The following is a 23,322-nucleotide window of genomic DNA, read 5'->3' as shown; positions in this document are numbered from 1 at the left end:
ATCGTCGAAATAAAAATTAGAAAGGAACAGGATACTCTACAGGCCGGCACGATCCACAATTATGTCTGCGACCTGTTTTGCACTCTGAAACGGAAAATCGGTAGATTTCAGAAGTTTTCCGGCCTCTCCGGCAGTCATTTTCAGCTCCCCTACCTGGCAAGTGGTATCTGCACCAGCAGGAAAAGCATCAATTAATCGTTCCGGTGTGTCAATGGGAAAGGTTGCTCCGGCCAGGGCTCCGGTTATCTGGGCATGGATTTGTTCTTTGACTGATGACATGGTTCATTCACTCTCCTTGATCATTGAAGTAATATCTCCAACGGCTTTTGCAATCGAACACTCGTTGCTGTGAGTATTACATCCAAAGCAGGCATTTTTCAAATGAGAAATTGATTCCTCAGCTTTCTCTTTTGTTACATGAGTTCCGGTACATTTCCAGGTGGGCATTCATCTCACCTATAGGATTATCGTCTGTTGAATAAATATACTTGATCGTTATTAAAATTACCTTATTGTGAACAGATACATTCCACTAACTCAAAGAGTTATATTATCATCCACACAATACCTGTTCAGTATTTTTCATGAAAAAAACTGCAGATAAATCCCCTACCTTGGATTCTCTCATGGATGAAATGCAACAAATGAGAGGTGAATTACAACGATTTATTGAACGTACAAACCAGGTTCATATCCAGTCAATAGTCTCCGGGTTGAAAAATGATTACGCTGCCCTCATTTCAAAAAACCATATTGAACAGGCTCATGATTGTCTCTCATCCCGGATGATCTATGATTGTGTCATGCATGATACCTGTTTCAAGATCTTCCTTGATTTCCTCACTGCCACATCAAGCCATATCAAAGATGGAAAAATAACTGACGAGATCGTAGAGGACTATAAAACTCAATTGAAAGAAATGAGAAAGAAGGGTCCATATGAAAAATGTGACACCTGTTTCCAGGAAGTCAATCGACTGTTTGAAAAGCAGATTGACCTGATGCAATCTCTTGGGATTCTGGATAGACAAGAATGTGCGGTTCCGGTCACTGATTACCCGGATGAAAAGATCGTCTCAGAGATTGTAGAACCAATTGCAAGTCCAATCCGGTTTCAGATTCTTCAGGCAGTATCCTCTGAAACCAGAACATTCTCTGATCTCTCGCACCTGACAAAACTCCGCGGAGGAAATCTCCTGTTTCATATCAAAAAGTTGCAGGAAGCAGGAATGATCATCCAACGACATGAACGTGGCGATTATGTTATCACGGAAAAGGGTTTCAGAGTATTATCATCAATCAGAGAAATTTATTGTATATTATGCAAAACCCCCCTTTCATGATAAAAGCCTGTTCCAGGATAATAGCAACCAGAGTAGGATATGTCCTCATGATATCATTCTAATCTGATGACCATTATAAAATGTAGATCACCTTTTACCGTAATGATATCAGAACCGGATTTAAACCATTATATCGAGATATAGGATTCATCCCACGGACCTTTATATCCAGGCTTTATAATGAAACATGAATTGGTTAAATTGAGCCCTGTTTTTAATTTAAATAATAATTGGGCGAAATCGATCTCTTCAATTCGGCCCCCAATAAACAGGCAGGAAATTCGGCTTAAAAATCAAAAATACTCGTAAATGGAGGACATATAGAGGGCCGCTATGGTGCCGGAAAATTCTTCCCTATACAAACGGTGGGTGAGGAGGTGATCGAGGCTTTACGAGCCGATAAGAAACCGAGATTTAGCCTCCTTTTTTCGTTTCTGGGATCGGTCTTTTTTCAGAGATATGACTGATTTTATCTGATTTGCCAAATATATGCCTGGATAAGGCTTGTTTCATACATAGAGAGGGAACTCCGGCCAAAGAGATTATCAATGATTCATTGTCAGTTGTCTGGTCCTTCCAGTTTGGATGCAGATGCCTTTCTCTCCCATGGATTTACAAAAGCCAGACTTACTGGGATCCACGTGATTATGGTGAAACATGGCGTGGATGTTACCTTGTCTATTCCATTTCTTGATCTGATGACACTGGGTACCACCGGAACCTTATAACGGATAACGATTTACACCTACCTTGTTTCCGACCGTGATATCGAACAGATTTCTACGAAAACTATAGGTATAAGGAACGATTGCAGCAAAATCACGTTCGTACGGGATAGCAGCAATGGAGATATTCAACAATACACTCCCGTACTCTCCGAGTGGTTCATATAATGCAAAATTAGTCAAGCCATTAAATCCTGATATGCAGGAAAAAATTCAGAATTACGGGGCTCCCCTGAATTCGTAATCTTCCTCATTTTCTATCTTTGAGAGTGTTTTTACCGGCTCTTGCGATTTTTGAGAGGTTATAGAGAACACCATCACAGGATATTGCTTTAGATTGATTATACATATCCCCAATTCATCTCATCACCTAGGAAAAATGAGAAAATCGGGTTATGCAAGGTCGGGAACGGTGTCCGCCCAGGTCTCGATGGTGGTGAGGATGGCGTCTGCTTCGTAGCTGGAGACGGTTATCGCTTCCCGGGTGAACCGGACGTTGAAGAGTTCTCCGCTGGCGGTGTGCCCCTTGAGGGTAACAGTAAAGCTGTCCTCTGAACTGTCATGGGAAGCAGTCCCACCCATGGCGGTTTCGAAAGCGGTGTTTGCCAGGATGGTGGTCATGTCGGTGTCGAATGCTCCGGAGGTCGGTGCCTTAACCGTGATTGTTCCGACCGCCTTTCCTTGGGTGTTCTCGTAGATGACCTTTCCACTGTAGGCTTCAGAGGTCTTCTGTACAGCTGGAAGGGTTTCTCCACCGGATACGTATGACGTACAACTCCACGGATTGTCTACGAGAATGTTCCCGATGATCGTGTTCAGGACTGTCTTTGATGCAAGAGGAGTGGAGAGCTTCCGTCCTGCACTCTTGACAGTTGACTTTTGTACAAAATCTGCCATGTTCGATGAGCCCCTGTCACAAAATGTGACAATAAAAAATCGGATGTCAGTATATATATGGTTGAAAAGAGGGAGAAGATGGATGGAGGAGAGAGGAGGGATTAGAAATTAGGGAGGCTGCTCGTGCGGAGAGGGTAAAAGGAAAATAAATTTGAATTTTTATTCATCTCACCTAGAGGGAATCTCGTTTCATGATGCAATCAGTAAATCACCTTTTTCTGTAGAGAGAAAGAGATTTTTTGTAGAAAGACATAAACGCGTTCTTTCTGATATTTACTCTAGTATTCGCCCGAGAGATATTCAAGCCATATCGAGATCAAGTAAATGCCTGACTGGTTAGAGATATTTCCGTATTGTTCAGATGAGAAATTCCATGGATGAAGATCAGATTCGTACGATCGTAGCGGAGGGAGAAGGATTAGGCAGGGAATTCAAATCAGAACTTCACCGTCTCCAGACTGATGACGATATTGTATCTGATATTGTTGCAATGGCTAACACAGAAGGGGGTGTGTTACTTCTCGGGGTTGAAGATGATGGGACAATTACCGGCACTCCCGATCGAAAAGGGGCAGATATCGATCCGGTTAAGATCAAGGCCACCATATACACCAAAACAGTTCCGAATATCAATACACGGGTCACCAAACAGATCCTTGATGATGCACAGGTTCTTGCTATCGAGGTAGAACCCTACCCTGAAATCTGTTCAACCAGTCAGGGAAAAGCACTTCACCGGATTATCGATACCAAAGGCAAGCCACAATCGGTTCCCTTTTACCCTCGTGATCATATCTCACGACGAATCCACATTCAGACCTTGGATCTGACAAACGAACTCGTTGATACCCTCTCATTTGATGCCTTTGATCCGATTGCATTTGCTTGGATTCGTCGGATTATTCAGGCCCGAAAAGGTGACCAGATCCTTCTTGAACTCTCTGATGAAGAACTCGCAAAAGCTCTTACTCTCGTTGAGACAAAAGAGGGCGTACTTGTCCCCAATTATTCCGGGCTTTTGCTTCTTGGAAAAGAGGAAATTATCCGGAAAAATCTTCCCCACCATGAAATATATTTCCAGGTGATTGATGGGAGTGGCAATGTCCGGGTGAATGATGTGTTTCATGGCCCTCTTGCGATCGTCCTTCAGGAGATTGAGGACCGGTTCTCTGCCCGGAATACTGAACGGGAGGTAACGGTCGGATTGTTCCGGGTTCCTATTCCTGATTATTCTGCTGAAGGATTCAGAGAAGCGATGATGAATGCAATCCTTCACCGGGATTATTCTAAGCAGGGATCAGTATTTATTCAATGGCAGGCTGACCACCTCCTCATTACCAACCCGGGAGGATTTCCGGAAGGTGTCACTCTTGATAACCTCCTGGTTCATGAACCCAAGCCCCGGAATCCCAAACTTGCGGAGATTTTCAGGAGGATCGGACTTGTTGAGACAACCGGACGGGGTGTGGACAAGATCTTTATGGGGCAGATTACCTATGGCCGGCCGGCTCCGGATTATTCCAGGACAGATGCTGATTCGGTCAGGGTGGTTCTTCCGGGAGGTGAATCCTCCCTGGAATTTGCAGCCTTAATCTTTGAACAGGACCGAAACGGAAAGTCCCTGACTCTGGATGAACTCCTCATCCTGAATGCACTCCATTCAGAACGTCGGATCACGACCCATGAAGCAGGTTTCCTTACACAGAAAGGAACGAATGCAGCAAAATCAACGCTTGAGCGGCTTGTTGAACGAGGACTTATTCAGGGAGTCGGGGAAAAAGGTGGCCGGCATTATATGCTCTCATCCCAGGTGTACAAGCGATTGAACGAGTCATCCGAATATGTCCGGGCGAAAGGATACGATCCCATTCAGCTGGAACAGATGGTGATCTCCTGGTTCAAAGTTCACCCACGGATAACCAGGTCTGATGTTATGAAACTCTGCTTTCTCTCAAAAAATCAGGCAACAAGACTTCTTCTTTCAATGACTGAAAAATATTCGGAGATGCAACGGGAAGGGGTCGGAAAAGGGACATATTACAGTTGGAAGGATCTATGATGAATCTAGGGTTACGTTGATTTACGTTTACAAACGTATTTTATTTTTCAACTTACGTTCGCAAACGTAAGAGTGAACGCAAGATAATTCGGACAGACAAGATGTGAGAGAGATAGACGTCAATATCGATGATACTATTCAGAATAGAAGGTTTAATAGAGTGATATCAATTGCAACCTGATACAACTCATCATAGGTATGATTGTTCCCTAACCGTCCACCAGTAACCATTTACATCACGATGTATCGTCAGAATGATTCTCTGTCCCCAGGGAATTCCCTATTTCCTTCCTCTTTCCATCCTCTAATTGTTTCACAACTTCCTCAAATTCATTTTCCGCATCCTTATCAGAGAGTTCCACCCGGTGAGCATTATATATCTGATATTGTTCCCGTGCATATTCACGGGCCTGTTCCATGCTGATCTTCCCCGCATGTTCCAGGATTGCCCGTTCATTAAAGGTGAGAAACCGATCCAGTTTTTCCCGCCAGTCTTTCATATACACAGGAGTTTTTCGTTTCGCCTGATCTTCAGCATAATCCAGCCACATAACTACAAGCCGGTTTAGTTGCTCAATTTCATCAGAGTTCATGTAATTTTTTGCAACCGTTACATCTCCCTGCCTGACAATCGCCCCTTTAAAACTAGTAAGTCCCATATTAGGCTTTGTTGCGTCTGCTCTATCTGCAATGAGTTCTGCAGCAGTATGCCCGGATATTGCATAGTGGATTTTATTCTGAACGATCTGGAAGAACTCCTTGGTAGTTGGAGCTCTGGGATCGTAATCTATGGAAAGGGTATATATCTCCTTAATTTTCTGATAAAACCGCTTTTCAGATGCCCGGATATCCCGGATTCGTTCAAGGAGTTCATCGAAGTAATCAGTCCCAAGGGTTTTCCCTTCCTTGAGACGTTCATCGTCTAAGGTAAACCCTTTGACCAGGTATTCATGGAGCCGATCTGTTGCCCATCTTCGGAACTGTGTTCCCCGATGACTTCTGACCCGGTACCCGATGGCGATGATCATCTCAAGATTATAATGGGCTACTTTCCGTGAAATTTCACGATTTCCTTCTTTTTGAACTATTAAGTAATCCTTAATAGTTCGTTCCAGGTCTAATTCTCCTTCTTTGAGGATATTGCTGATGTGTATGTTGATATTAGGAATTGAGGTCTGATAGAGGTCAGCAATCTGGGTCTGGGTCATCCAGATGGTCTCACCTTCAATAAGAATAGAGAGTTTAGTTTTTCCGTCCTCGGTCTGGTACATGAGGATGCTTTGGTCAGGTGTGGTGGATGGGGGATTATCTGTCACTGGATATACTCCATTATCATTTTATTTTATCTTTGGTAAGACCTTATTACTCATATTCTCGTTTATTTATAGTTCGATCAATTACACCATTCTGACATTTACAAACTAAAGCACTTTGATTTTTATCCCCCCCACCAACCTTTACCAATACTCTCTACTCCAAATCTGGGATCATCCAAACCTGAGGTGATCCCATCCCCACAACACCATCAATCAAAAAAATCGAATCACTCGTCCCGGCTGCAACCGGAGTCCTCACCCTTGTCGTCGACCTCTGCTCCTTCGTCCTCTCCTTTTCTAACCTCCGCTCATCGGCAGTCGAAGCCGGATTTGATCCTATTCTCGCTCGGGTAGCTGGCCGATCTATATCGATGCCCTCCTCATCTCCGGGTCACTCATGATCCTCCGGGGAAATAGTCCAGGGGGCATCCTCGGCTTTCGGGTGGGGGGTCCTCATCACCTTCACCGGGATCGCTACCTTGGTTTACCATCGCCCACTCTCCAGGTGGGTTTTTGTATCAGGCTTCCCATGCAATCCCTCCGATTTCACTGTGTATTTCCGTAGAGGTATTGATGAACATCATCAGGTCAGACCTGACAGCTGAGGTGACAGCGGGTGTGACAGCTTCACCGCAGCTAGCTGACAAAGAGGATAGGGGAGAGCGGATCAGGAGTTACATAGAGCTGCATCCGGATGTAACAGCAGCTGACATAGCCCGCAGCTTTGGGATAACCCGCCAGACAGCTTCGAGGCACCTGAGTAAAATGAGGATGGCACATGAGGAGGGATAGCACCTCTCCCCCTCCCGCGAGAGATACCATCAAACACGTCATCCTCCAAGGAAATCCTCATGAAATTTCTTCTTATTAGAGGTCTTGAAACTGGTTGCAACTCCTGAAACCATGTAGATTTCAATTTTTTAATCCGTCCTATCTGATTTTTTTCAAAACCTGAGATCGTCTCAGAACCAGGTGCAACTGATAATTGACCGCTCATTTTCCGCTCATAATGATCAGCAGAAGTTATTCAATAAAAAAAGTATCAATTGACTCTAAAATAGTTTCAGACTGTTTTCCATCGGTTTTGGCTATTTGTCTTTTAACCTGTTTCAAACAACACTTGTATGTCACACAGAGACCTGTGAAAAATCCAGGAAGCAACTCCTGGATGTCTGACAGGATCTCTGTCGGTGAGTAGCGTTCAACATGTCCTCCTACATCTGTTGTATCCAGCTCATCCCGAAAAGGAACTCCCCCGGTCAGGAGGGGGTTTCATGTCCTCCGATTCTCCTCTCCTGACCTGAACGAACTTCCCCGGTCTATACCAGACCGGATTTCCTCCTACAATTCATTCAGCAAAATTCAGTACTTATGGAGATAGACATGCTTTTACAAAGTAAATTTGCCACAACATACAATGAAAACCAGATCTGTTTAATAGACTACCTGAAGAACCAGATGAAACCTGGGTCAAACTTCTTCAAGTCGAAGTATATAGCCAAGGATACCGGATTATCCTCAAAAGAAGTAGGGACCAATATGGCCTTACTGTCAGAGATCTGTCCCGATTTTAAAATTGAGCGGTACAGTTATTCAAACAGTACCACCTGGTTGGTGACATCACCCCAGGCATAATCCCTCTTTTCCTCCTCGTTTGTTCTGGATTCTACTAACTTCATTTCTGTGATCTCTTATTCCAGATAGTAATGAGAGGATCATACAATAATCGAATCACTCGTCCCAGCTCATATCTACTACAACTGAAAATTCCCAAAAATGCAACGAAAGGGTAGAACAATCCTCATTATATACGAAAAATGGTTTTTACTATCAATCATACCACTGTTAACATTCGCGAATGTAAGGGTGAGCACAAGGATAAATCGGGCATGTAATAATCACACAATAATTTACCATATAATCCATGAACAGAAATATTGTACCATGTCAGAAGCACCCTGTGAAGTATTCCTAGAGATTCTTTACCGATAACTATATCATTTCTAATCTGGAGTATGTCAAAGAAAAAAGATGAATCGAGGAAAAGAGATTTAATTGTCTTCACGCTTCAATGTCGAGATGAAGACATATGTTTCATCTCCATCATTGAAACTATTGAGATTCATCTCATCGGATCCGATCATTGTACCTATTACCGTGCCTCCAGGATAATCTACAATATAGATCGTTCCGTCAACGGTAATGATTCCTGCAAAATCTTCTCTACCAGGTTCATCTCCCTCGAATTGGTATTCTTTATAACCAATAAATGACTGCCCCTTTTGTTCAGTAATATTGTAGATCATTGAATCTTCAGTAAATCCCAAACCTACCATGTACCCCGAGGATGTCCCTTTCCAAATTCCGGTTAAATTTGGAATGGAATCAGGATTAGTTACCACCGTTTCTGCAGCGGTTGTCAGGATCGAACAACCAAGAACCCCAAGAACGATCACGAGGATAGCCCATGCAATCTTCATACTGAACCATCTCATACGCACCATTTAATACTTTGGTTCAGATCCGCCATTCAAAGATCTGTCCTTACTTCTGATTTTTATAAATCATAGACAAATGTAGCCAGGGCATCCTATGAATGGACCGAGATAAGTATCAATAACCTATAAAAGGAATCAATCTTCAAATAACAATACATCTACCGCTCAGCATACTCATCCTTAAAACTGTGAAATCTATCGTTATTAGAAAGACATGTGGCCGTTAAGGGCATAAATATGTATGAGCAGTTCAACTATTAAAAATTGTAACGGTTAGAACACGTTATCCTGATGCGGGGAAAGGGAGTCGAACCCTTGAACTCCTACGAGAAACGCTCTTGAGGCGTTCGCCTTTGACCACTTGGCTATCCCCGCACAATAAGAAGAAGAGATGGTATGGAAGATATCCACACCAAGCTGACACTTACAGGTTATACTGGATCCTATTTCTAGGTTCCTCATTTGAGTTGTTAATTAACCCAGAATTACCGGAATATTCAAATATTGAATCACATCCTACTCATTCCCACATAATAAAAAAGACCGGAACAATAAAATACTATAATTCTGAATAAAAGGTTCTTTAAACCAGCAAGTAATACCCCATGTATATGGGCAGGGGATGGTCCTGGTATGGCTTTTTTATCGGTTTCATCCTAATCCTCATATTGCTTTCTCCAGCTCTTGGTATAATCACTGAAAATTCTGAAAAACCATCAGTAATCCTTTTTCTTCATTCCTACCATCCGACATATCGTTGGACTAGTGACATCACAACAGGATTTTTAGAGGCTGTTGGGGATATCGGGCCAGACAGCCGTATCGCTATAGAATACTTAGACTGGAAAAATTACCAGTCTGATGAATCGTTACAACTACAGAAAGAAATTCTCTCATATAAATATGGCAAAGAATCTGTCAGGCTCATCATTACTGCTGACGACACTGCTTTGCAATTTATTCTTAATAACCGGGAAACTTTGTTCCCAGATGTGCCGATCGTCTTCACTGGTCTGAACGGATATGAGGAACTCCATCCAGATACCTATGACAAGGTAACCGGCATTGTTACAGCAATTAATCCAAAAGAGACCCTGGAGACAATGATCTCACTATTCCCAGACACGACAGATATCTGGATAGTCTCTGAGGAAACAGAGAGCGGAAATGAGATTAGACGAACTATCCATGAGGCAACAAAAACCCTGTCTGCTGACATTGTGTATCATGATGTAGGAAATGGGACAGTTGAAGAAATTTACAATCAGATGGAAAGACTTCCCCCACATTCCCTCATTATCCTGGGAAATTTTTCACGGGATACAGCAGGAAAGGTCACAGATATAAGTCTGTTTGCGGAAAATATCGCGAAGCACAGTTCTGTTCCCATTTTCATACTTTATGACTTCCATAGTGGCAAAGGGACTCTTGGGGGGAGCATTATTTCTGCTAAGCACCAGGGAACACTTGCAGGAGAAATGGCTCGTGAGATTCTCAACGGAAGAAATGTGAATGAGATCCCGATGAACCTCAACGATTCAACATCATATGTTTTCGATGCTGAAGTTTTGAAAAAATATGGAATTTCTGAAAACCGTATTCCTCCGGATAGTATTCTCATAAATAAAAAACCTGAAGTAATTGATGTATATTTCAGAGAGTTGGTAACAGCAATTGTCATCATCATAATCCTTGCTTGTTTATTGGTTGTCCTCCTCTATCTCATGCATCAACGAAGAAAAACAGAGCATCTGATGCAGACTTTCATAAATACGCTCCCAGGCTACGTATTTTTCAAAGATATAAAAGGCAGGTACCAGATAGCAAACCAGCGATTGCTTGATTCTTTCAAACATGATTCACAGGAACTCATCGGATCAACAGATGAGGACATTTTTCCCCATCAACTTGCAGAAGAATACCAAAAGAATGATAGGACTGTTATCACCTCAAAAAAGCCCTTGTACATAGAAGAAGATGTTGAAATAACTCCTGGTATCAGGATTCCACATTCCACAAGAAAAGTGCCATTCCTGGATGAACATGGTCAGGTAATTGGTCTTATCGGTTTATCTGTTGACATATCAGAACTAAAAAAAGCCCATCATGCATTGGAGGAGAGTAGCAGAAAATATTACAATCTTTTTGAACTTGGCTGGGAAGCTATCTTTCTGATTGAGAAAGGTTCAGGAAACATTCTAGAAGCAAACTCTGCAGCTTCTGAAATGTATGGGTACTCTCATGATGAACTCCTGAAGATGAGATACCAGGAACTCTCCATGACACAGGATATCATCGAAAAGATTAACAACAAAAAACCTAGTGAAGTCTTCTCTATACCGGTTACCTATCATATCAGAAGGGATAAAAGCTCTTTTCCGGTTGAAATCCTGGGAAGATTTTTTGAATGGAATGGGAAATGGGTTTTCGTAGCGGCAATCAGGGATATTACTGAACGAATACGGGATCAAAAAGCATTACAAAAAGCTACTGAAAAGATCAACCTTTTCAATTATCTCACCCGGACAACTATCAACAACCAACTCTTTATCCTTCGTGGATACCTGGATTTTGCAATAGATGTTGTTCAAAATGCCGATGCTGAAAAATACCTGGAACGAAGTAGAAATGCTGTACGTGCTATTGATCGTCTGGTTATATTTATGAAATATTACCAGGATCTCGGATTAAAACCAGCGGTCTGGCAAAATGTGGAAGAGGTGTTTATCTACGCCATCTCTCATGTGAGCATGGCAGGAATAACAAGAGAACTCGCAGTTCCTGGCCTTTTCATTTATGCTGATCCATTTCTTGAGAAAGTGTTCATGCATCTTGTTGAGAATTCACGACTCCATGGAGGTAATGTTCAAATAATTCGTATCAGGACAGAACAGGATGGAGATGACCTGCATTTAATATATGAAGATGATGGAGTCGGGATTTCACCTGAAAATAAAGAACAGATTTTATCGTTCAGTCTTGAAGGAAAATCAGGGATAGGGCTGATTCTGGTCAGGGAAATTCTAGCTATAACAGGGATTTCCATCACGGAAACCGGAGAATATGGAAAAGGTTCACGATTTGTAATGAGGATTCCAAAGGGCGGATACCGTTTTGAGAAATAAATATTGAATGGTTACATAAAATCTGCAAGACCCATCTGTTCTATCTTTTCTTCACCAAAGGTTGACTCGATGTTCATATCGATAACTTCAATCCGCTGACGGGTATATTCAGAAATATTGTACTCTTCACAGATCTTTTTTGACATTTCCAGATACTTTTTCACGGACCCTTCATGGACGGTTGGAATAATATTGCCACCACACCGGCATTTTCCAGCAAGAGGCATCCGGCGATAACTGGTATTACACTTGGTGCATCTGAATTTTTGTTTTGCAAAGGCCGAAAGATTTCCTTGGAGATCCCGGATAAAATGGGTCTTCAGCACACGTTCTGCGACATCATGTTCATCAACCGCCCTGATTCGTTTGGCAAGGGATAATTCACAATCCAGTTTGTCAAGCATCGACTGGAGCTGGGTGTACATCGTCTCGAGCGGACCGCCAGAGATATCAGATGTGTCATGGGTAAAAAAGAATCCCTCGATTTGTGCCGGAGTGTTCAGTCTCCGTTCCACTCTGTCAACCAGGTTTTCCACATCTTTAGCATTACCATACCTGAGTGCTGTCTCATACACCTCTATCGGATACGTGGGGCAGACATCCAGATTATGGCTCTCCTTGTCTATCTCAGTAGGAGTGATTCTGCTTGTCAGAACAAGGGGTGCATCCATCGAGCCTCCCCTCGTAACCGGAAGAAACGAGCGGGAAAAGTTCATGAGACCATCGAGGAGCATCATAACGCAATCTTCGTCGCCGTCACACTGTCCGGTGAAAATACCGTTTGCAACCACATTATGATCCGTATCAACCGTCAGGCAATACACCCGTTCATCCTCACAGGGAACATAATCAATCGCAATGATCCTATCACTGATTACAATTCCCCCTTCCCACAGAGGAACTGCATCTCCAATTGATACCTCTAATGCCCGGATCTTCCTGAGGTATGAAACATCCCAGACCAGCATTGCATGATCAGGGGTGACCAACAGGTTTTTTCCCCGTGAAGTAGTGAACTGGATAAGATTCGCAGGAGATTTATGAACCGAGACTGATGTTACTTTTCGAAGATGGGGGATACCTCCGGTATCTACACTCCTGGCATACGAAAGCCGGCAGGGATCGGCATAGAAGGTTCCGATACAGTCAATCCCGGCCTGTGAGAGATCAAGGTGTTCGAGTACAAACCGTCGGATGGGTATCTCTTTGAGCATCCCCTCTTCATAGACTTCAATAAGTGTATCTCCATGAAAGCAGTTTCTCCGTTTTGCTGCATGGAAAAAAGGATGCCCATACCCCACATTTGCCTTTGAAAAACCAACAATTCTAGCAAGGACTCCGGCACTGGTATGGGGAGCAAGTCCGATTACGAGATGACCAACAAGATCCTGACGTTTTTCCAGATTATAAAAGGGAGGCAACCCATATACTTTGGAGAGAAGGTCGTCAATAAAACAGGCACAGGAATAGAGATAATCACCACACCCTTCAGGAACCAGGATATCCTGTGGCGGAAGCTCAAGAACCTGGTCAGGATTTTGAAGAGGGACCCCATAGATATCGGTTTCATACCCCAGATCACGCAATCGTTCGACAGAAACCCCGACTTCCCGCGGCCTGAAATGGGTCAGGGGCATATCAATAATGTCAAACCTGACCGTACCATCCTTGAACACAAACAAGTTATGAGAAGATCTGAGGATTCCTTTCTCAATCAATTCGACGGGTTTATTCCGGGAGACAAGTCCTTTAACCCCTTTGACCAGGTCGAGATCCCGATCCCGGATTCCAAGATTTCCAAGTGCCTGCTGAAACAATTGTCGGACATTTACCGTATACTGTCTCACTGAAACCGGTTCCATACCACACTGGGGACAAACCGTCCCCTGGATTTCTATGTTACAGCGTGAACAGGATAAAACCGGTTCAGTATGTGACCCACAAGAACATCGGTTCAGCCATGTCTCAGTTCTACATGCCGGACATCTACGGACACCCATTTCAAGTTGAAGGCTCCCTCCTTCGGTATTAGCCTGGTACGCATACTTTGACGCTTCCTGCACAGACCGTCGGGACCCTCCTGCCTCTCCAACCGGAAAAAGGACATGTGGAGCAGGTTTCATTTCACGTGGTTTTGACTTACCCGGTCTGCCCATCCTTCCCCCGATTCTGGTTCCGGCTTTTGATCTCATCTTCATCCCAGAGAGAAACTGAACGAGATCCAGACTTGATTCAGGAAGATTACCCTCCCATGCAGAGGACAGAGAGAGGGTGGCATCAAGACCAAGACACCGACAAAAGATATGATTCGGATGGATTTGGATGACAGACTCCCTTACGGTATGTTCACACAAAACTCGTTCAAGAAATTCCTTTATTTCCGGATCAAAAGGGAAAGAGAGGATATCATCCTGTATTGCCCCATCCTGATGAATATATTCTGCAAGTCTTTTTATCTCTGATGAAGAGAGATCATCCCAGAGATATAAAAAGTCAGGATGAAGATAAAGTCCGGACTCGCATTGTGCTATTGCCTCATCCTCATCTACCGGACGGGTAGTCCCTCCTTCTAATCGCCACCAGGATTCACAATATGCTGAAGGGACAAGTACATGGTTATTTTCCATGAACTCCCCGTAACTTATGAGGATTTCACCAACATCAATGATTGAACTCACCTGGTTTTGGAGTTCTCTTGCTAGTTTTGCATTCCGGACCCTGACGACATCACCATTAATGAGTCTGACCGTAGGGCCCTGAATACTGTCAACCGGAGAGATCCCCGCAGCTTTTCCTGGTCGTTCAATCTTCATCTGGGTCCCGACAGCCAGAAAATCACCAAGAATATGAAGGGTGGCTGGATGGAGTCCGGCTGCAGCAAGACCAGTATTCCTGGATCGGCCATATACCAGTCTGAATCCGCCCTCTCTCATCGGATATGAAAAAACCGGTCTACCTCCGATAAGATCTCTGAGGAATTTATCCTTCGGGTGAATTCCAACTTCTTTTTCGTCGGATGATGAACTTCCAGCAGTCTGCTGAATCATCTCTTCCAGCCAGTCCCATCCGTCCATCTTCATCTTCCGAACATTTTTCAGAACTTTTGGAGCTTTTAATGCCAGACCCTCTGCGATAACGAGAGCCATACCCCCCCTGACCGTGTTGGTTTCCACTCGCTCCAGATTCCGGTGACCAGATACCTCTTCTTTTTCGGTAGGTTCTCCATCGATACAGACCGGACAGTTGCTGATAATAAGTCGCATCTCCCGTTCGGATGGGAGATACTGCAGACTCATGATGGAGTTATATTGACGTATCTCTTCGATGTATCGTTCAATTTCCTCTTCCCGCGGCTTATATTTGGAAATACCAAGAATGTTTCTGACATAATCGCCCACAAGCACTGACAGAGCCTGAGCAGTTCCTCCTGCACTCCGTATTGGCCCAGCATAGTATATTGAAAGGTATTCAGAGCCATCATCGTTCTTTTTAATAGCAACCTTGGCAATTCCCTCTATAGGAGCTGACACAACACCTTCAGTCAGAAGTGCCATGGATGTCCGGATGGCGTGATCTAAAATCTCTTCCTTATTGGTTTCTCCAAACTTTTTCGCTGCGAAATCATCTCCAATATGTAAAGCAGCTTCTTCTCGGGACATTTCTGCTTCAAGCTCACGGATTCTAGTAGCAACACCGGTGATACCCACCTGTGCTTCAACCCGATCAGCAAGATCATTTGCTATTGGAATTTCCACATGGGTTTCTGGATCAATTCCGGTCTTTCTTGCCGCCTGTGCAACTTCCATGGCTTTTGCAAGACCTGCATTCAGCCGGTCATAATATGCCTGCATGTGGGGAGAAATTTCGGTCATGATATTATGATAATAAATTTTTAGTCAGAATTCAGGATAGATTCAGATATGATTCCTGCATTCCGGTCTCATGGAGAGCATTTGTTAGGAGAGTCCGTAATTCTGGATTACCTGGATGTATCTCAAGACTTTTCTTCAGATATGGGACTGCTTCTTCACTTTTACCAGTAGAGTATAACGAAAAACCAAGGCCTGATAACACCTGAACGTCTTCAGGAAATGAAGGGTAGGCCTGAAGAAGCGATTGGGCTCCTGAACGGTAATATGGTTCAGCCTGAGCCTTCAGCCCTTTTTCAGACAATTCATCAGCTTTTTTCAATTCAGCAAGACCCTTTGCCCGCCATCCTTCATTAAAACCGGGGAGTTTCACAACTGCCTGTTCATAACTTTCAATAGCCTTTTGATACTCCTCTTCATTCATCCACCGGTTTCCTTCTTCAAAGAGATTACGGGCATCTGCTGCAGCCATTCCATTCATCCACGGAAGAAGAAAGAGTTGGACAAGGATGACAATTGCCATAAAAAGAGTTGTATAGAATATGAGAACCTGAAGTATTCTGGGAATCGATGATCGTTTTGCTTTTTCTGCTGCCATTTCTGGTGAAGTTTTCGGGGGACGATATGACTGATGAAGATGAGTATAATACCAGGTCCTGGGATCACGATACCGTCTCCCCCCGCTGTAATATCTACCATAATCAGATTCATCAGCGGCCATCAGAGAAACATCATAATCTTCCCGTTTTTTTGGATCTTTTAAGACCTGATAGGCTTCATTAACCACTTTAAATAGTTCCTCAGCTTCAGGGCTTCCACAAACATCAGGATGAAGAACTTTCGCCAGTTTTCTATACGATGCCGTAATTTCTTCGGGAGAGGCATCCCGTCTGACATTTAAAACCTCGTAATATGACTCACCAGGATTCGGCATCGATATTATTCAGTATCAGGATACTACTACGTTAAACTATCCTGCCTCATGTTCTGAGGATTACAGGCTTTCTCAATACAATCCCTGGTTGAGCCGATCATCGCCTCTGCTCCACACATTGTTGGAACATATGAGAGTGCTTTTCCGCTATTGACCATGATCCGGGAATATTGTTCAAGGGCTGGTGATACCACCATACAGGTATCTGCAAATACCCGGGCTCCAGACCGCTCGATGATTCTGACAGACTCCTGTTCCCGGTTTATGATATTTCGTGCTGCAAATATGTACACTGGTATGGTAATCTTCTGACCTTCAAGGAGTGATGCCAGAAAGCTTAGTTCTTCCGGAGAACAATGAGGGCATCCAATGGCTACTGCATCCGGAATTTCATCAGTAAACAGATCTGATACTTCATTTGCTTCAATAACCACTTCTTCCAGGCCGGATGTATCAAATGAGAACACGCGGGCTTCAGGAGTAATTCCCTGAACGTGGTACAAGGCAACCGCTCCGGTCGCTGCCATTGCTGCTCCAAGGTTTTTCAACTGGTCTCTTCCAGGCCGAATGCCGGAAAAGAGAGGTATACGGTTGCCCGAAATTTTTCCTGCAATGTACCCGAGAGCCCCATACCATGATGCATCAGCCTGTTGGGGCTCGCCTTCAACCCTGAAGTATAGTTCTGGTTTCCGGTTCTCCACGAGGTGTAAACCATATCTTGGAGTTTTTCCAATTATCGCCGCTGCAAGGGCTGAAGGTCCACCTTCACGGTTTGTTCTGGCTCCGATAACAGAATTTGCATAACTGACCGCTGATGATTCAGACCAGGCAAGATGATCCCCATATTCAGTAATATTCAGGTAATAAGGAGTACAGGTGCATTCAAGGCTGATCCCGAGTCGTTCATATGCAGAGATAACGGCAAGCTGTTTTTTTGCAAACTCAGGATCAATGTCCATCTCTTCCCATCGTATCCGGTCCATTCCAACAGGATTGAGAACAGACGGCACACATGCCCTGGCATCCAGACTTAAAAGCCACTTAAGTCCCCATTCACCAATTGTTTTATACGAAGCACCTGAAACCTGGGCACTTCTGATTTGAACCATTTCATCGGCACCGAATACCTTCCCGACACCGACCAGGATCTCCATGAGCTGCTGTTTTGTCTCGCCTTCTTCCCCATTCAGAACTGCTTCTTCCTCGTGTGTTAGATGCACAGATCTCAGTCCTCCCAGACTGCCCGGACGAATTCTCCTTCCTTTCCAAGCTCCATTGTTGCGTCTATACCCATCTTGACATTCAGACCGTCGCCAATCCGGGATGGATCAAGAGATGAACCTCTGACACCAGGGATGATGAGGGTATCCCGGTCTGCCCGAACCCTGGTTGCAATTGCAAATTCAACATCAGAAAGATTCGCCGGATCAATATCTTCGTCAACGATGACAACGTGTTTTAATGAGGTGTGAGCAGCGAATGCGGCCATAATGGCATTTTTACCATCTCCTTCGGTCCGTTTTCGTATCTGGACTACCCCATGGAGATACCCACATCCTCCTTTTGTCAGAACAACATCAGTAACCCCGGTTACCTGGGCTACTGAACGGTAAATGAGTGGTTCGTATGGAGCTCCCATCAGAAGTTTGTGTTCATCACCGGCATTTACCAGGCCGTGGTAAATAAAATCCGGCTTGGTATACATGCCAGTAAGTTCTATAACCGGTTGAATCCGTTCAGGATCATAGGTTCTGGTAATATCTACATACGGTCCCTCAACAGCAGTTTCACTTCCAATATACCCTTCAAGAATAATCTCTGCATCTGGAACCCTGACACCATTCGGGAGTGTGTATACCGGAATTTCTCCTCCGAGCAATTCAGCTGCAAAGGGGAGTTCCATACTCTCGGGAACCCTGCTGCAGCTGGCAAAGAGGACAAGCGGGTGCATTCCTATTACGACTGCAACCGGCAGTCGCTCTCCCTGAGCGAGGGCTTTTTTATGAAGGGTGTGTGTATGCCTGCCCTCAACCAATCGTGCCACAAGACGATCTTTTCCTGCTTTAAGCATCCGGTGAACCGAAGCATTCTCAATCCCTTCATAGCGGGAAAATACAACTCCTGAGTTCAGGTACCTGCCCCCCTCCTTTGGATAATTTTCCATTATTGGGATTTCATCAAGATTTACCGGCCGGAGAGGGAGTGTTCCGGCATCTTTTAAGGTGCCATTATACCGGCATTTTGCTAGTTTTGGAACCAGTTCCCCAGAGGGTACCCCGAGTGCTACTGCCAGGGCTTCTCTGGATGCAACAAGGTTCATTACTGCTTTTTTTCCGTCCAGATTATGAAAAAATAACAATTTATCAGTACTAAATGCTCGTTTCGGAGCATCAAAGCGGGAGGAGACAGGTTCATGCACATCAGTCACAAGACCCTGACTTCTCATCTGTTCAATAAAATTCCTCATTCGTAACCACTCCATCGGCCACCAATTGAGTGGGCAATCTCCAGGTGGTCAAGTATTCGTGCAACTACTGCATCTACAAGACTGGTGATGGTATCCGGTCGGTGATAAAATGGGGGACTTGCAGTCATAATGAGGGCTCCTGCATCGTGGGCACGGAGCATATTTTCTATATGAATCCTTGAGAGGGGATTTTCCCGAAGAAGGAGAATGCATGGCCGCCGCTCTTTCAGGGTTACATCAGCTGCCCGCGTAAGCAGGTTTGGAGTAAAACCATGGGCCACTGCAGACAATGTCTTCATACTACATGGTGCAATCACCATACCATGGTGAATAAATGATCCACTGGCAACCTGTGAAGCCAGGTTTTCAGGAGCATGAATAATAATATCCGGATCGTCAAAAACGATCTGCTCATGATGAGCAATCTCCTGGGCAACTGGAGATATAATGACATGTACCTCAGCTTTTCCAGCCAGATGATCAAGCAACCGCCTGGCATAGAGCATTCCGGATGCCCCCGAAACTCCAACTACTATCCTTGGATTCATGTATCACTCCATATGAAAGACCAGGATTTCCTAAACCATCAGGAAATGTACCGGTAGTCACACCAGTCTGTACAGCTATCTTTCTCTAAACCATAATGATGGTATCATCCGGATGAAATGACTTCTCCCAGGTGATCACATTTCGCGCATAAAAGATAATTAAGACCGACTCAGAGAAATCCGGCGCGCTAAGGATTTATCGAATACAATATATTGATACAATTCATTAATAAGAAAATTATGCCTTGTTTTCCGGTCAGGGGCATAATCAAAGCCTGGTTTGAAAATGATAGTATTTAATAGGGCTAAGCGTACAGATTAGCACATATATCATGTGAGAGGGATCACCTGAACAATCAGGCGGACCTGCGGATGGGAGGCGTAATGATGAAGATATGGACATATGTACCAATTATTCTGCTCATTCTTCTTTGTGGTGGGGTCACTGCACAAGAGGTTGTGTTTTCTCCTTCTGGAGGATCAGGAGAAGAAATTCAAGCGGGGAATATATCATTTAGTACCCCGGTGAGTGCTTCAAGTGGAATTGCAATTCTTGCAGTTTCAGAAAATCCAGATGAATATACCGTTGCAAATGAAGTAACGGTAGATACCACCAGATTTGATCTCTCCTCAGAATCGTGTGGGGGATCTGAGAAGCAGATCACATTCGGTAACCTGAATCATGTAAATCCTCGGGTTGCCGATGGAAGGGTTGTATTTGAGGAGTGGAGCTCAGGAGTATCCAGTATCAGCCTGTATGACATTCAGTCAGGTGGATTATACCCGGTTTATCCTGGCAAACTTCACCAGAGTTACCCTGATATATCTGGCAGAATTGTAGTGTATGAACAGGCAGGAGCAGGAACAAACCAGGTCACAAACATTAACGGGTACGACCTGCAGACTGACACTGCTGCCCCGATATCATCCTCTACAGCAAATCAGAATCAGCCAGTTGTATCTGGAAGATATATCGCCTGGCAAGACTGGAGAAAGGGGAATTCAGACATTTACATGGCTGATCTCAACTCGGGAACAAGTCAGGCTGTAACAAAGGATCTAGCAGAACAGAAAAAGCCGGATATCTCTGGTTCTTACATCATCTGGGAAGACTGGAGAAATGGAAATGCAGATATTTACCTGTACGATATCGCAGCAGGGAAAGAGTACCAGCTGACTAATAATCCATATAATCAGAGAAACCCGCGTATAAGTGGAAAGATTGTTGTATGGGAAGATGATCGGAATGGTATCTCTGACGTTTTTGCAATGACTCTGGATACATTCCAGGAGTATCAATTAACCGAAGCGAAGTATAAGGCGGTAAATCCGGATGTTTCAGGACCACTGGTCGTGTGGGAGGATTACCGGAATGGAAATGCAGACATCTACCTGCTTGACCTGATTACCGGATACATTTACCAGATTACAACAAACCAGGGAGATCAGAAGAGTCCGTCAATCTATGGAAATCATCTTGTCTGGCAGGATTACCGTACAGGTAACTCGAATATCTTCCTGTATACCTTTTCTCAATCTGTTGGAACAGGTAAATACCAACTCTATGGATCAGCTTCAATGAGTGGCTCCGGAGCTCCGGCCGGAACCGTAGTAAGTGCTCTTATTGACGGAGTTGTCAGGGCAACAACTACCGTGCAGCAGACTGGCCAGTATGGCTCATCCTATGGGCCGTTCCTTGAAATTCCAGTAACCAATGCAGATACCGGAAAAACAATCTCATTCAGATTGAATGATTATCAGGCTGATCAGACCCTGACTGTGGGATCAGGCGGGGTCATGAGACTAGACCTTACCGCGTCCAGTGTCCCGCCTGTTCAGACTTACACCCTATCCGGGAATCTTATGATGAATAGTGCTCCTGCACCTATTGGAACGGTAATTACGGCATCAATAGATTCTCAAATCAGAGGACAGGTAACTGTTACGAATGCAGGATCATACACCAGCCTTTCCATCCCGGTTAACCAGAACGACATCGGAAAAACAATAATATTTACAGCAAATTCAGGAGGAACAACTCTTCAGGCTGCTCAGAGTATCAGTGTCGGCCAACAGGTTGGTGGATGGTTTGATCTGACATTCGGAACGTCACCAGCTCAGACAATTTATAGTTTTAGTGGATCTGTTCTGCTCGACGGTCAATATGCTCCGGCAGGAACAGTGATTTCTGCAGTCATTGATAACCAGGTCAGAAGTCAGATAACAATCACATCATCCGGTCAGTATAATTCTCTGAATGTACCTGTGTACCAGACCGATAATGGGAAATATCTCTCATTTACCGCTCTGTATAATGGTGCAACCTATAATGCAGCCCAGCAGGTTACACTTTCAGTCCAGCAGGGTGATCTGATCATCGCATCTGCAGATGTTTCTGCTGCAAGTGCCCAGAAAATCCAGAAAAAACTGGACCTTACCTTCACGGTATCAGCCCAGACAAAATACTCATTCTGGGGACGAGCAAACCTTGATAGCCGTCCAATGGCTGCAGGAAACACCATCTATGCTCTCATTGATAATCAGATCAGGGGCCAGATTACAACTCTTACAGTAGGATCATATGGCTCTGAATACGGTCCATTCCTTGAAGTTCCTATAACCAATGCAGATATTGGGAAGACCATTCGGTTCCAGACAGCGTCCGGTGCAGAAGGGGATCAGACGCAATTGGTTGTAAGTGGATTAAAAGTTCTGAAAAATATCAATTTCATTTCAAAACCCTCCAGTGCAGCAGACTTTACTGCAACCCCGACCCAGGGGACAATTCCACTCACGGTTAAATTTACAGATAAGTCATCAGGAAGTCCGAAATCATGGTATTGGGATTTTGGTGACGGAACAACCTCTACTGAGAGGAATCCAAGCCATGTCTATTCCCAAAACGGAGTCTACTCAGTAGGACTTATGACCACCCTGTGGAACGGACAGACCAAGACTGCTGTGAAACAAAATCTGATTACCGCAGGAATTATCAGCCCGCCTGAGGCACAGGTCAGTCTGAACCAGGGATGGAACTTTATCTCGGTTCCCAAGATGCTCGCTGACGGTCAAAATAACGCAAAAACCCTCTTTGGACATGTCGATGTCGGTGGACATAGTATATTCGCCTACAATCCACGGACAAAATCCTGGAATACAGTCAGTGCTACGACAGTTATCAATCCGCTTGATGCAGTCTGGATTTATTCAACCAAGAAAGATGCAGTATACCTCTACTTTGCCGGTGATGCTCTGCAGATCCCACCAACCAGGAAACTTGTGAAAGGATGGAATACCTTTGGTGTGACCAGCTTGAACACCGTACCAGCACAGAACGCACTCCTTTCTGTAAAGGATCAGTGGGTATATGTGATAGGGTTTGATTCCTCTACACAACGGTACCAGAGCACGATAATGAACGTTCCAGAGAGTAATGCGAATGTTCTGTATCCTGGATATGGATATTGGATTTACATGAATGAAGAAGGAGATCTCGCGGCTATCGGAATATAAGGAAAAACCATACAGAGAGGTTGAAAAA

The 23,322-nt window shown here is 44.2% G+C and carries 17 protein-coding genes and 1 tRNA gene; 7 read left to right on the top strand and 11 right to left on the bottom strand.

What is annotated here, in order from left to right; translation table 11 throughout:
• Positions 1-36: 36 nt before the first annotated feature.
• Positions 37-279 carry an MTH865 family protein gene (locus tag KSK55_RS10300; RefSeq protein WP_218606834.1) on the bottom strand — a complete coding sequence of 81 codons (243 nt, stop codon included), beginning with the start codon at positions 277-279 and terminating at the stop codon, positions 37-39.
• Positions 280-282: 3 nt separating this feature from the next.
• On the bottom strand, positions 283-447 hold the full coding sequence (locus KSK55_RS10295; protein ID WP_214419720.1) for a hypothetical protein: 165 nt from the start codon (positions 445-447) through the stop codon (positions 283-285).
• Between the two features lie 137 nt (positions 448-584).
• On the opposite strand from KSK55_RS10295, the gene KSK55_RS10290 reads away from it, so the two are divergent.
• Both KSK55_RS10290 and KSK55_RS10285 read left to right on the top strand, forming a co-directional pair.
• Positions 585-1,343, top strand: coding sequence for a winged helix-turn-helix domain-containing protein (locus KSK55_RS10290; RefSeq protein WP_218606833.1), 759 nt, complete (start codon positions 585-587; stop codon positions 1,341-1,343).
• Between the two features lie 548 nt (positions 1,344-1,891).
• Entirely contained in the window at positions 1,892-2,071 is a 180-nt protein-coding gene (locus tag KSK55_RS10285; protein ID WP_218606832.1) for a type II toxin-antitoxin system HicA family toxin, read from the top strand.
• A gap of 390 nt (positions 2,072-2,461) precedes the next feature.
• On the opposite strand, the gene KSK55_RS10280 is transcribed toward KSK55_RS10285, so the two are convergent.
• Positions 2,462-2,965 carry a hypothetical protein gene (locus tag KSK55_RS10280; protein ID WP_218606831.1) on the bottom strand — a complete coding sequence of 168 codons (504 nt, stop codon included), beginning with the start codon at positions 2,963-2,965 and terminating at the stop codon, positions 2,462-2,464.
• Positions 2,966-3,338: 373 nt separating this feature from the next.
• On the opposite strand from KSK55_RS10280, the gene KSK55_RS10275 reads away from it, so the two are divergent.
• Positions 3,339-5,024: an RNA-binding domain-containing protein gene (locus KSK55_RS10275; protein WP_218606830.1), complete on the top strand. Its 1,686-nt coding sequence runs from the start codon at positions 3,339-3,341 to the stop codon at positions 5,022-5,024.
• A gap of 236 nt (positions 5,025-5,260) precedes the next feature.
• Here KSK55_RS10275 and KSK55_RS10270 read toward each other — a convergent pair whose 3' ends face one another.
• Positions 5,261-6,340, bottom strand: a complete 1,080-nt coding sequence (locus KSK55_RS10270) for a virulence RhuM family protein (RefSeq protein ID WP_256663980.1) — start codon at positions 6,338-6,340, stop codon at positions 5,261-5,263.
• A gap of 573 nt (positions 6,341-6,913) precedes the next feature.
• Here KSK55_RS10270 and KSK55_RS16730 point away from each other — a divergent pair.
• Both KSK55_RS16730 and KSK55_RS10260 read left to right on the top strand, forming a co-directional pair.
• Positions 6,914-7,132: a MarR family transcriptional regulator gene (locus KSK55_RS16730; RefSeq protein WP_372238723.1), complete on the top strand. Its 219-nt coding sequence runs from the start codon at positions 6,914-6,916 to the stop codon at positions 7,130-7,132.
• Positions 7,133-7,723: 591 nt separating this feature from the next.
• Complete coding sequence (locus KSK55_RS10260; protein WP_218606828.1) at positions 7,724-7,975, top strand: DUF7123 family protein; 252 nt, start codon at positions 7,724-7,726, stop codon at positions 7,973-7,975.
• 416 nt (positions 7,976-8,391) lie between these two features.
• On the opposite strand, the gene KSK55_RS10255 is transcribed toward KSK55_RS10260, so the two are convergent.
• Together KSK55_RS10255 and KSK55_RS10250 are read right to left on the bottom strand one after the other, a co-directional pair.
• The gene (locus tag KSK55_RS10255) at positions 8,392-8,820 is read right to left on the bottom strand and encodes a hypothetical protein (protein ID WP_218606827.1); all 429 of its coding nucleotides are present in this window, start codon (positions 8,818-8,820) and stop codon (positions 8,392-8,394) included.
• Positions 8,821-9,130: 310 nt separating this feature from the next.
• Positions 9,131-9,213: transfer RNA gene (locus KSK55_RS10250), tRNA-Leu, on the bottom strand.
• A gap of 236 nt (positions 9,214-9,449) precedes the next feature.
• On the opposite strand from KSK55_RS10250, the gene KSK55_RS10245 reads away from it, so the two are divergent.
• A complete protein-coding gene (locus tag KSK55_RS10245; protein ID WP_218606826.1) occupies positions 9,450-11,963 on the top strand; it encodes an ABC transporter substrate binding protein in 2,514 nt (837 codons plus the stop codon).
• Between the two features lie 11 nt (positions 11,964-11,974).
• On the opposite strand, the gene KSK55_RS10240 is transcribed toward KSK55_RS10245, so the two are convergent.
• The 5 genes from KSK55_RS10240 to KSK55_RS10220 are packed head-to-tail and all read right to left on the bottom strand — an operon-like array spanning position 11,975 to position 19,781.
• Positions 11,975-15,835, bottom strand: coding sequence for a DNA-directed DNA polymerase II large subunit (locus KSK55_RS10240; protein WP_218606825.1), 3,861 nt, complete (start codon positions 15,833-15,835; stop codon positions 11,975-11,977).
• 31 nt (positions 15,836-15,866) lie between these two features.
• Positions 15,867-16,766, bottom strand: coding sequence for a J domain-containing protein (locus KSK55_RS10235; protein ID WP_214419737.1), 900 nt, complete (start codon positions 16,764-16,766; stop codon positions 15,867-15,869).
• A gap of 26 nt (positions 16,767-16,792) precedes the next feature.
• Complete coding sequence (locus KSK55_RS10230) at positions 16,793-17,986, bottom strand: aconitase X (protein WP_218606824.1); 1,194 nt, start codon at positions 17,984-17,986, stop codon at positions 16,793-16,795.
• A gap of 5 nt (positions 17,987-17,991) precedes the next feature.
• Positions 17,992-19,233: a UbiD family decarboxylase gene (locus KSK55_RS10225; protein WP_218608927.1), complete on the bottom strand. Its 1,242-nt coding sequence runs from the start codon at positions 19,231-19,233 to the stop codon at positions 17,992-17,994.
• Positions 19,230-19,781 carry a UbiX family flavin prenyltransferase gene (locus tag KSK55_RS10220; protein ID WP_214419740.1) on the bottom strand — a complete coding sequence of 184 codons (552 nt, stop codon included), beginning with the start codon at positions 19,779-19,781 and terminating at the stop codon, positions 19,230-19,232. The genes KSK55_RS10225 and KSK55_RS10220 overlap by 4 nt, the downstream gene beginning before the upstream one ends.
• A 384-nt stretch (positions 19,782-20,165) precedes the next feature.
• On the opposite strand from KSK55_RS10220, the gene KSK55_RS16610 reads away from it, so the two are divergent.
• A complete protein-coding gene (locus tag KSK55_RS16610) occupies positions 20,166-23,294 on the top strand; it encodes a PKD domain-containing protein (RefSeq protein ID WP_218606823.1) in 3,129 nt (1,042 codons plus the stop codon).
• Positions 23,295-23,322: the final 28 nt, after the last annotated feature.

The sequence above is a fragment of the Methanospirillum hungatei genome, from assembly GCF_019263745.1.
In the GTDB taxonomy this organism is placed as follows: Archaea; Halobacteriota; Methanomicrobia; order Methanomicrobiales; family Methanospirillaceae; genus Methanospirillum; species Methanospirillum purgamenti.
This window is presented reverse-complemented; position numbering and strand designations above follow the sequence as displayed.

Excerpts from the sequence above, each read along its gene's own strand:
- KSK55_RS10300 (WP_218606834.1), bottom strand. The coding sequence starts at position 279 with ATGTCATCAGTCAAAGAACAAATCCATGCCCAGATAACCGGAGCCCTG.
- KSK55_RS10295 (WP_214419720.1), bottom strand. The coding sequence starts at position 447 with ATGCCCACCTGGAAATGTACCGGAACTCATGTAACAAAAGAGAAAGCT.
- KSK55_RS10290 (WP_218606833.1), top strand. The coding sequence starts at position 585 with ATGAAAAAAACTGCAGATAAATCCCCTACCTTGGATTCTCTCATGGAT.
- KSK55_RS10285 (WP_218606832.1), top strand. The coding sequence starts at position 1,892 with ATGATTCATTGTCAGTTGTCTGGTCCTTCCAGTTTGGATGCAGATGCC.
- KSK55_RS10280 (WP_218606831.1), bottom strand. The coding sequence starts at position 2,965 with ATGGCAGATTTTGTACAAAAGTCAACTGTCAAGAGTGCAGGACGGAAG.
- KSK55_RS10275 (WP_218606830.1), top strand. The coding sequence starts at position 3,339 with ATGGATGAAGATCAGATTCGTACGATCGTAGCGGAGGGAGAAGGATTA.
- KSK55_RS16730 (WP_372238723.1), top strand. The coding sequence starts at position 6,914 with ATGAACATCATCAGGTCAGACCTGACAGCTGAGGTGACAGCGGGTGTG.
- KSK55_RS10260 (WP_218606828.1), top strand. The coding sequence starts at position 7,724 with ATGCTTTTACAAAGTAAATTTGCCACAACATACAATGAAAACCAGATC.
- KSK55_RS10255 (WP_218606827.1), bottom strand. The coding sequence starts at position 8,820 with ATGAAGATTGCATGGGCTATCCTCGTGATCGTTCTTGGGGTTCTTGGT.
- KSK55_RS10245 (WP_218606826.1), top strand. The coding sequence starts at position 9,450 with ATGGGCAGGGGATGGTCCTGGTATGGCTTTTTTATCGGTTTCATCCTA.
- KSK55_RS10240 (WP_218606825.1), bottom strand. The coding sequence starts at position 15,835 with ATGACCGAAATTTCTCCCCACATGCAGGCATATTATGACCGGCTGAAT.
- KSK55_RS10235 (WP_214419737.1), bottom strand. The coding sequence starts at position 16,766 with ATGCCGAATCCTGGTGAGTCATATTACGAGGTTTTAAATGTCAGACGG.
- KSK55_RS10225 (WP_218608927.1), bottom strand. The coding sequence starts at position 19,233 with ATGAGGAATTTTATTGAACAGATGAGAAGTCAGGGTCTTGTGACTGAT.
- KSK55_RS10220 (WP_214419740.1), bottom strand. The coding sequence starts at position 19,781 with ATGAATCCAAGGATAGTAGTTGGAGTTTCGGGGGCATCCGGAATGCTC.
- KSK55_RS16610 (WP_218606823.1), top strand. The coding sequence starts at position 20,166 with ATGATGAAGATATGGACATATGTACCAATTATTCTGCTCATTCTTCTT.